9 protein-coding genes are annotated in these 9,665 nt (G+C 46.6%); 7 read left to right on the top strand and 2 right to left on the bottom strand.

Going from position 1 to position 9,665, the window contains the following annotated elements; translation table 11 throughout:
* On the top strand, positions 1–339 hold a 339-nt coding region (locus tag AK963_RS01185; protein ID WP_139117189.1), incomplete at its 5' end, for a transposase.
* A gap of 80 nt (positions 340–419) precedes the next feature.
* Here the strand turns inward: AK963_RS01185 and AK963_RS01180 are convergent.
* Both AK963_RS01180 and AK963_RS01175 read right to left on the bottom strand, forming a co-directional pair.
* Positions 420–1,088 (bottom strand): hypothetical protein, encoded by a 669-nt coding sequence (locus AK963_RS01180; protein ID WP_139117188.1) that lies wholly within the window; start codon positions 1,086–1,088, stop codon positions 420–422.
* A 323-nt stretch (positions 1,089–1,411) separates the two neighbouring features.
* A complete protein-coding gene (locus tag AK963_RS01175; RefSeq protein ID WP_066013356.1) occupies positions 1,412–2,779 on the bottom strand; it encodes a hypothetical protein in 1,368 nt (455 codons plus the stop codon).
* 362 nt (positions 2,780–3,141) lie between these two features.
* Here AK963_RS01175 and trxC point away from each other — a divergent pair, with 362 nt between their 5' ends.
* The 6 genes from trxC to katG all read left to right on the top strand — a co-directional run bounded on the left by trxC (position 3,142) and on the right by katG (position 9,504).
* Entirely contained in the window at positions 3,142–3,579 is a 438-nt protein-coding gene (trxC, locus tag AK963_RS01170; RefSeq protein ID WP_066013355.1) for a thioredoxin TrxC, read from the top strand.
* Positions 3,580–3,667: 88 nt separating this feature from the next.
* The gene (locus AK963_RS01165; RefSeq protein ID WP_066013354.1) at positions 3,668–4,024 is read left to right on the top strand and encodes a hypothetical protein; all 357 of its coding nucleotides are present in this window, start codon (positions 3,668–3,670) and stop codon (positions 4,022–4,024) included.
* A 140-nt stretch (positions 4,025–4,164) separates the two neighbouring features.
* Positions 4,165–5,070: a hypothetical protein gene (locus tag AK963_RS01160; protein WP_139117187.1), complete on the top strand. Its 906-nt coding sequence runs from the start codon at positions 4,165–4,167 to the stop codon at positions 5,068–5,070.
* A 564-nt stretch (positions 5,071–5,634) separates the two neighbouring features.
* The gene (locus AK963_RS36530) at positions 5,635–5,763 is read left to right on the top strand and encodes a hypothetical protein (protein WP_274520484.1); all 129 of its coding nucleotides are present in this window, start codon (positions 5,635–5,637) and stop codon (positions 5,761–5,763) included.
* Between the two features lie 384 nt (positions 5,764–6,147).
* Positions 6,148–7,050 carry an aspartoacylase gene (locus tag AK963_RS01155; protein WP_083232379.1) on the top strand — a complete coding sequence of 301 codons (903 nt, stop codon included), beginning with the start codon at positions 6,148–6,150 and terminating at the stop codon, positions 7,048–7,050.
* 288 nt (positions 7,051–7,338) lie between these two features.
* Positions 7,339–9,504 carry a catalase/peroxidase HPI gene (gene katG / locus AK963_RS01150; protein ID WP_066013347.1) on the top strand — a complete coding sequence of 722 codons (2,166 nt, stop codon included), beginning with the start codon at positions 7,339–7,341 and terminating at the stop codon, positions 9,502–9,504.
* The last annotated feature ends 161 nt before the right edge of the window (positions 9,505–9,665 follow it).

Here is a 9,665-nt window from a genome sequence, read left to right as displayed (position 1 = left end):
TCTGGCCTCTTGCTTGGCGATAAGGGCTATATAAGACCTGAGTTTAAAACTGATTGTCAGGAATTAGGTATTGATCTTCAGACGCCACTGAGAAAAAACATGCAAGACGATCGTCCGAAGACGTTTGTAAAGCTGGTACTACGGGTGCGACGGCGAATAGAAACAGTGATAGGTCAATTGACAGAGCGCTTTGAAATAGAAAAGTGCCGTTGTCGAGATAGATGGCATATGACATCACGTATCGCTCGGAAGTTACTGGCACATAATATTGGTTCTTATCTGAATATAATTGCTGGTCGTCCTGCAATACAATTTGAGAACCTTATTTCCGAAGATTAAAAAAACGGAAAGCGTATAGTTGTGTGATTTTGAAGATTTAAGTTGGACTTACCATCATGCTAGTAATTTGAGATAGCTTCTTACAAAGTCGCACATCGCGTATCCTTTTCTATTTTGGCAAGCTCTTTTTTGCATAAAGGTACACTCTTCTGAAGTTCGTTGTACTCTTCTGTCACCTTTTCAAGATTCCTTCTTGCATCCAGACTAGAAGATGCAAGCCTCCTCGCCGGAGCATAAACATCTTTATTGAAATCAGTACTCTTTTTACGAGCGAGATTGTACGCTTCACTGGCCTTTTTATAGGCCACATCATTTAAAAGCAGGTTACGCCAACATTTCCTTAATACAATAGATGCAATATGTCTGTTAGTTACTCGAATCAGGTCCGACGCGACTCTTTCTGAATCCAACTTTTGAATTTCTACATCAATGACCTCTGACCTTGTGAAAACATCTGGTACCAGCAGCTCATACTCATCCCCGTCTCCGGTCAACATTTTAAATCTTAAGGAACGCCCATACCCCTCATATCCCTGTAAACTTTTACTCCTCAGATCATCCAACATTTTTTTACACTGTTCTGTTAACGATTTAAGGGTAAGTCTCTCATCCTGAATTACTCCTTTCTCCAAACGTGAGTGCTGCACCTCTAATGAAAGATAGCAAGTTAACTGTTTAATTGTTATTGGTGTCAATTCCCGAAAATCCAGAGGATTTTTATCCGGCAGGCAAATCGAACGTTGAAGCATCCGACACACCTCTGTTTGGCCTCGCACCTCAGAAGGTAGCATAAAGCACTCAAAATCATTAACAGCCTGAGCCCTGCATTCCTTCACCTCCCCCATATGGGATAAAGGGACAGAGATATTCAACTTTTTCTCATAGCACGGCAAACTATTTAACCCATACACCATCTACGAAACCTCTAACCAGTCAGTATTAATTGTTTATTTAGAAATGACACCAGCAACGGCGATAAAGCACGAGTCTCACCACACAGCTCCACCTTTATCCCTGAACAGGTACTGTATGGCACAAATCATAAGCTGCTGGTCATATTTCTAATTAGTCTCTACTCACTGAAAGGGTCAAAAGGCTCATCATCAAATATGAAGCCTCCGCCTCCACCTTCACCCTCTCTTTCTTTTTCTTCCTCTTCTTTAAGTTCTTTCCTGCTTTTTCTTCTTTTATCGGATCGGCTCCCCGGATTGGCATTCGGCAAAATAATGGGAGGCAGCTGCTTTGGACCACTTTCCGCTGCAATGAGTGGCTGCGCGACAATATTGGCTAAACCAGTGGCAGCAAGTAACTGGTTTAACGGACCAATGACCTGATTGGAACTGACTGGCATTGCACTATTATTGATATTGGTATTGATACCGGCCTTGTTACCTGACTCAGCGCGACCAACCTCATGAGCACTGTTTTTACCAGAGGGAACAGACCGTTCCCCATTTTTCACTTCATGCTCGCCACGACCATTATTTAAACCAGGCTTCGCTGACAAGGACACCCCATCATTCTCCACCCCAGTATTGAAAGCATTTACTACCCCCGGCTTTAATAACTCTGAATGGCATTGCCTGTTAATGGAAAGGCCTTTCTGTTCAGCTACAATGGAGTACTGATTAATAAGAGAATCAAGCTCCTGTAATAAATCAGGATCTGACAGTAGCGCAGGATCTTTCAAAGCGAAAGACAGCTTTTCCTCCAATCTGGGTAAATCCACAGCGTTCTGAATATCTTCCGGGTGCCCCTGCAGCCTGAGATTATTAATAAGATCACATAATAATCCACTAATTGAATGTGATTGAGACAGATAGAAACAGCCCTCCTGTAAAGTGGAGTGACCATCAGGTTTCTCCTGCTTGGAATCAATCAGCTGAACACTCCCACCAGATAACAGGGCAACCAGTTGAGCAACTTTTGATATGACCTCTATCACTATTCGCGCTGACGGGGTTTCTAACAGGTCAGGCCTGACGACAAAAACATACATGGCATGAGGCATCGGGGAGAAAGAAACAATCGATCTATCTGGTAATGCCCTCCAGGCAGCAGGTACCACATTAGCCGGATAGGCAGCGTTTCTGATGACCGGTCCCGGTGAAACAACTATTGGCGGTGTAGGCTGCGCTATACATACACATGTTGTCTGCGGGTTACTTGCTATATTTCTCTCAATGATCTGCCGCCCTAATGCCTTTACAAACCGCCTCTCACCAAAATTCGGGTCATGAACAGTCCTGAGCTCCCAACGCTCTACCTCCCTCACCTGCTTGAGGTTACCGAAAGAATCAAAAGCATATGTATTTTTTTCTTTTTCAATGACTGAACGGCTTGCATTCGCTGTTTGATCGACAGGACCCCGCAAACCCAGCTGTGAGGGTGCAGCCGGTTGCGTGGGTACAGCTAATTGAGTGGATACAGCTACTGCCATGGGGCCACCTGATTAGTCCGAAGCAAAGAAAGCACTCTGCCATCATATTGAATTGATTATTATTTTTCCCTATTAAACTAAGACACTGGAAATCAGGATAAGTTCCAGTATGGTGGGTCAGACCGAACTTTCAGGGAAGTGGACCGAGAACAGATCGCAGAAAATAGAGGGTAATATTAGGTTCTGTAAGGTGAATAGTGATTCTACTTACCGGACCAAACGTAATTTTTAGACCCATTTGCTGGTACCACACGACTGCATGGATGCAGGAAAAACTGCCACTTAGGTGCAGTCTATTTCCGGACAGCTTCCTGGAGGTTGGCAGCAATCAGTAAAATCCATTGGTCAAACTGGAACCGAATATGTCAAAAGTACAACAAATAGCCTGCCCCAGGTGTAATACCACCAATCGGGTTCCAAAGGACAGGCTGAGTGACGGGCCTAACTGCGGTAAATGCAGATCCCCTCTCTTTTCAGGTCAACCGGCAGAATTGAGTGCCGGAACATTTCAGCGTTTTATCAGCCAGACAGATATTCCTGTTATTGTTGATTTCTGGGCTCCCTGGTGCGGCCCCTGTAAAGCCATGGCTCCGACTTTCAGCAAACTGGCACAGGAAATGGAGCCTGATGTAAGGCTCGCCAAGCTGGATACCCAGCAGCACCCCTTGCCCGCTCAACAGTTTAATATCCGAAGCATTCCTACATTGATCTGCTTTAAGGGTGGAAAGGAAGTAGGCAGGGTTTCAGGGGCCCTACCTGAACCTCAACTCAGACAATGGATTAAAAAATCGACTCATTAATGCTGACGAGTGTCGCAAAGAGAAGAAAGGGAGCTGGCTTCCCTTGTGAATTGCTGGCAAAATTCTCAGCCATGTACAGATTTTATGGATGATGCAGGGTAATGAAGTGCTCCGTTTTTTAAAAGGACTTACGCTGGTCGCAATTCTGGCAGCCGTTATTTTGCCGGGAATGAAGTACTTTTTATCCAGTAAAATCACATTGATGGTTAATCAATGGATTGCCAATATATCCCCTTACGCCCGCGTCAGCTATGAGATCATTGATATCGACCTGAGTGGAATCATCAAGCTACGCAATGCAACGGTAGATCTACAGTTTGGCCAACAGCCCAAACTGGAAATACAACGAATATCTCTTCGCTTTCCAGAGCTTTATGATCTGTACCAGCTGGCCTTAAAAGGTGATTACTCTCTAGTCCCGGAATCCCTTGCTGTAGAGCTGTAGAACTGCAGGGCATGAACTTATTTTTCCTCGACAACCCTCTCCTTGAAGCGCATTTTTCCAAGAGAAATGAGCAGTTAAACACAAGCCTTACCGGAACTTGCAAAAACCATCTGTTGCTTGGTCCTGCTCAGATGAAATCAATGGGATACACCCCTTCCACCTTAGTCAACCTCGGACTCCAGTATCGCTTCCATGACTTCAACCAAACTCTTGATGTTTCAATTGATACCGAAATTCAAGGTTTTGGATTTACTACTTTGGGGATGTCCATTGATAACGTGAGCCATCTTGACTGGCAAGCACTCAAAACAGAAACACCGGGACTAAAACAGCTTTCTTTTGTTTATCAGGATGATGGTTATATCAACCGGAAAGTCAGATTCTGTGCTCAACGCTCTGGTACTTCTACTACTGAGTATATTGCCCGAGAAGTATCAAGGGAGAATCAATACTACGCTGCATTATGGGGTGTTATTCCAGGGGGCTCTATTCGAGATGCTTACCAGGACTTTCTAAATAAGCCAGAGACCGTCTCCATTAGCCTGGAATTCCAATCTCCGTTTCTATTGAACCGGCAGTACTGGAAAGATTCAGTTCCGGTCGTCAGTCAGCGCTTTGTATCGATTAATAATAAAGAGATCATTGCCCCAATGCTCACTATTATTCCAGAAGAGATGAGTAAAAAAGTTGGTGATCTGCAGGCAGTAATATTGAGCAGCACTGAACCACCTGAAGTAGATGGGCATAGGGAAAACACTATATCTGAACAGAATGATGACCACCCTGTCTCCCTGCCTGAAGATGAAATAGACCCAAGAGCAGTGTATGTTGGCAAACATATCCAGTACCAGCCTGTAGAGCCAGCCAGCTTGACTGCAGGTGAACTGAGGCAAATCAGAATCACACTGAGTAATGGACGACAGTATGAAGGTTTTATTAATAGCCTTAACGAAAAGGAACTGCAATTAAAAAGCCTGCAGGCAGGAGGAGAGTTGGTTCTTCCAGTGCAGCTTGAAAAAATTTCTCTACTTGAAATAAAGATGTGAGCAGCGGGCTATTTGGAATCCTATGGTTAACTACACAAGATTCCTTTATCAGTTCAAGCCAGAACGCCCTGACCAAGAGCATGGTTTATGCAACTCGGTTTGTAGCCAGCTTCCAGCTTCGAAGGGCTGGTTTGATGCAGAACTACATGAAATGCGGCTTCATAGACCACTGAGTTTGGAACCTTATATCCCCCTAATATCCATCCTATTCACTAAAACCTTTGCGACCGAAGTGTAATACCAATCGAACCTTCTAACTCCCTAATTGCGCTGAAGATTTGGGCCTTAATCCTGCGTTACCGATCGTCGCCATAGCTAAGGCTCAAATCTTCTTGCTCATAACGGGAGTTAGAAACCACGATTGGTATAAGACCTGATAATTGGCAGCTCATAACCGTATTCACTACGTTGAGTTCAAACACAGACTTGCTTCCTGAAGTTAGATCAACCGGGCTTTGCTCTAGGGGGCGTTACCAACTGGACATACAACCAGCCACCCATTATTTGTGCCAGACAATACCCTTAGGGCATAAAGGCGCGAGCTGCGTATTGTGGTTGCTCCACATGAGCAGTGAGCAACGCTGTATGGTGCAAATAATGGGTGGCCCTTCGGGTTGGTCATACAAGCACTCATGCCGTGTTGAACGCCTTGAACAGGGAAGCACCATGTCCTACGCCGTTCGCCTTGCCTGAGTGATTGTATGACCAACTGATTGAATGGCCAGTTGGTAACGCCCCCTAGGGCTTCCCCCTGCCATTGGGTAGACAATTACAGATCTGGCATTGATACTCTTATCAAGAAGCTCAACTAAAATTAGATTATAAAAAAAACTATAAACTATCAGCTCTGTTGACATAAGGTTGCTGGCTCTGCTCAAGCCAGAGCCTAAAGCATACGGAAAAAATGGCGAAATCATCAAAATAGAATCAGTACCGGCAAGCATTATTGTTTATTACAAATAATTAGATCCGTGGTCAATGGCTGGCGACAACATCGCTTATCAGGCATGTTAACTGAGAACGAACTGAGGCAGCAGTCAAAAAGGTCACATAATAGTTGAGCTGTCAGTGAGGTTAATGATGAAAGATGACAAGAGTCAGATCATTGATAAAGTAACCATTGTTGGTGGAACCCACGGTAATGAATACATCGGCCCTTACTTCGTCCGTAAGGCTGAACAAGTCGGTATTTACCAGGATAATGCCATCGAAGTATCAACACTTCTGGCAAATCCGGAAGCATTTGCCCAGGCAAAACGCTTTATCGATCAGGACCTGAACCGATCCTTTTCTCCCCATATTCTCACAGGTACCCAGAGTCAGCATGAGTGTCAGCTGGCAAGAGTAATTTCCAGGCACTTCTCTCAAAGACTTAGCCAGGATGAGCCGGGCCAACACTTTATCATTGATCTCCACAGTACAACCGCCAATATGGGCATTACTCTGATCGTCAGAAACAATGAGCCATTAAACCTTCGCTCTGCGGCTTATGTTCAGAAAAATATGCCCGAAGCCCGTATCCTTCTCAGCGATATGGACCGTGTTCAACATCAGTCGTTAAACAGCATTTCCCGTTTTGGTATTGTCATTGAGGTTGGCCCCTTACCCAATGCTGTGCTTCGTCACGACCTCTTTGAAGCCACGGAAAAAGTCGTAGAGCTGGTCGTTAAGTTCCTGACACTCAGCAAGACCCGTGAGGAGCCCAAACTTCCTGAAGAAGTGACAGTGTTTAAGTTCAGGGAAAAGGTACCTTATCCCAGAGATGGTGAGGGAGATCTGACAGCAATGGTTCATAAGGATCTTCAGGATCGTGACTATCGGCTGCTGGAAGCCAATCATCCTATATTTATGACCTTTCAGGGCGATGAAATCAGATATTCCGGCGAACCAGGTCATCCGGTATTTATTAATGAAGCGGCTTATTATCTTGAAGATACAGCCTTTATCATAACCGATAGAGTCGGGGTCTCACTTAAGTAAGTGTTTTTTACTCTTCAACTCTGTTAATGAGTTTGGTCCTCTATTGAGGATATCAAAACAGGTATAGCGCCTTAACGAGCCAACCACTTGGCCTCCCCAAGGAGAAACCCTCGGAAAACAACAGAACACCAAGCAACAACCGCGCAAAAAAAACAACCACACTTCGACAACCCGCGAAAACATTCGTAAATCACTGATAAATTTAAGAAATTATTGATTTAAATCAAAACCACAAGAAATACGCCAAGTGATAATGATTCTGATTTAATCCGCAAGAAGAACTGGACAATGAATAAACCCCACTCTGGAAAGTGCCCTGTTATGCACGGAGCGGTAACAGAGAGCGGCAAGTCGAATGTTGACTGGTGGCCAAAAACACTGAACTTAGACATTCTGCATCAGCATGATCAAAAAACTGACCCGATGGAGCCGGAGTTTAACTATCGGGAAGCGGTGAAAACCCTCGACTTTGCCGGCCTGAAACAAGACCTCAAAGATCTGATGACCAACTCCCAGGAATGGTGGCCTGCCGACTGGGGGCACTACGGCGGTCTGATGGTGCGTATGTCCTGGCATGCAGCCGGTACCTATCGTATTGCTGACGGCCGTGGCGGTGCCGGTACAGGTAATCTGCGTTTTGCACCATTGAATTCCTGGCCCGACAACGCCAACCTGGACAAAGCCCGTCGTTTATTATGGCCTATCAAGAAAAAGTACGGCAACAGGCTGAGCTGGGCTGACCTTCTGGCTTATGCAGGCACTGTCGCTTATGAATCCATGGGACTGGAAACATTTGGTTTCGCTTTTGGTCGAGAAGATGTCTGGCACCCTGAAAAAGATACCTATTGGGGCTCTGAAAAAGAGTGGCTGAAGCCAAGTACTGAAGAAGGTGGTCGTTACTCCGGCACCCGCGACCTGGAAAACCCATTAGCTGCAGTTATGATGGGCCTGATTTACGTCAACCCGGAAGGTGTGGATGGTAACCCGGATCCGCTGAAAACTGCCCACGACATGCGCGTCACCTTTGAGCGTATGGCGATGAACGACGAGGAAACTGTTGCCCTCGCAGCCGGTGGCCATACCGTGGGTAAGTGTCATGGTAACGGCAAGGCAGAATTACTGGGTGAGGCACCAGAAGGTGCTGAACTGGAAGACCAGGGTCTTGGCTGGCTGAACAAAACCAGCCGGGGCATTGGTCGCAATACGGTTACTTCCGGTATTGAAGGCGCCTGGACCACCAATCCGACCCAGTGGGATAACGGCTACTTCCACCTCCTGTTCAAATACGACTGGGAACTGAAGAAGAGCCCGGCGGGTGTCTGGCAATATGAGCCTGTCGATATTGCCGAGGAAGACAAACCTGTCGATGTGGAAGACCCATCGATCCGTTACAACCCCATCATGACCGATGCGGATATGGCCCTTAAGGTGGATCCGGAATACCGCAAGATTTCCGAACGCTTCCGTGACGACCATGCGTACTTTTCTGAAGTGTTTGCCCGTGCCTGGTTCAAGCTGACCCACCGGGATATGGGACCAAAATCCCGCTACATTGGCCCGGATGCACCGCAGGAAGATTTAATCTGGCAAGACCCTGTACCTGCAGGCAAGACTGATTACAATGTGGATGCCGTTAAGGCCCGGATTGCTGCCAGTGGTCTGAGCAACAGCGAAATGATCACTACGGCCTGGGACAGCGCCCGTACCTTTCGGGGCTCAGACAAACGTGGTGGAGCCAACGGTGCCCGTATCCGTTTCGATTTCCAGAAGGATTGGGCTGGTAACGAGCCCAAGCGCCTGGAAAAAGTTCTCGCCGTACTGGAACCTATTGCTGCAGAGACCGGCGTCAGCGTGGCAGATGTGATAGTTCTGGCCGGTAATGTTGGTCTGGAAGCCTCCATTAAAGCGGCTGGTTTTGACGTTAAGGTGCCATTCGCTCCCGGCCGTGGCGATGCGACGCTGGAGCAGACGGACGTTAAGTCTTTCGAAGTACTTGAACCTCTGCATGATGGCTTCCGCAATTGGCTCAAGAAAGATTACGTGGTCGCTGCTGAAGAGATGCTGCTCGATCGAGCTCAATTAATGGGACTCGCTGCCCATGAAATGACAGCTCTGATTGGCGGTATGCGTGTCCTGGGCACTAACTATGGCGGCACCAAACACGGCGTCTTCACCGATCGCGAAGGTCAGTTGACGACCGATTTCTTCGTGAATCTGGTGGATATGAACTACACATGGAAACCGGTCTCTGATGGACTCTATGAGGTTAGGGACCGCCAGACTGATACCGTGAAGTGGACCGCTACCCGTGTTGACCTGGTATTTGGTTCCAACTCGATTCTGAGAGCTTACGCAGAAGTGTACGCCCAGGACGATAATCAGGAAAAGTTCGTTCGTGACTTTGTAGCAGTCTGGACCAAAGTGATGAATGCTGACCGCTTTGACCTGTCTTGAGCCCAGCTAACCACTAAAGCCCTAATAAACACGCCGCATTGATTGCGGCGTGTTTGTTTGTCATGGCTAGGGGGCGTTCTCAATTAGACATGTGACCAGCCACCCACGGTTTGTGCCAAACAAGGCGTGAACTGCGCGGTGTGGTATTCCACATAAGCAGT

The organism is Endozoicomonas atrinae (assembly GCF_001647025.1).
GTDB classification, from domain to species: Bacteria; Pseudomonadota; Gammaproteobacteria; order Pseudomonadales; family Endozoicomonadaceae; genus Endozoicomonas; species Endozoicomonas atrinae.
The sequence above is the reverse complement of the archived record's forward strand: the minus strand, read 5'-3'. Positions and strand labels throughout refer to the sequence as shown.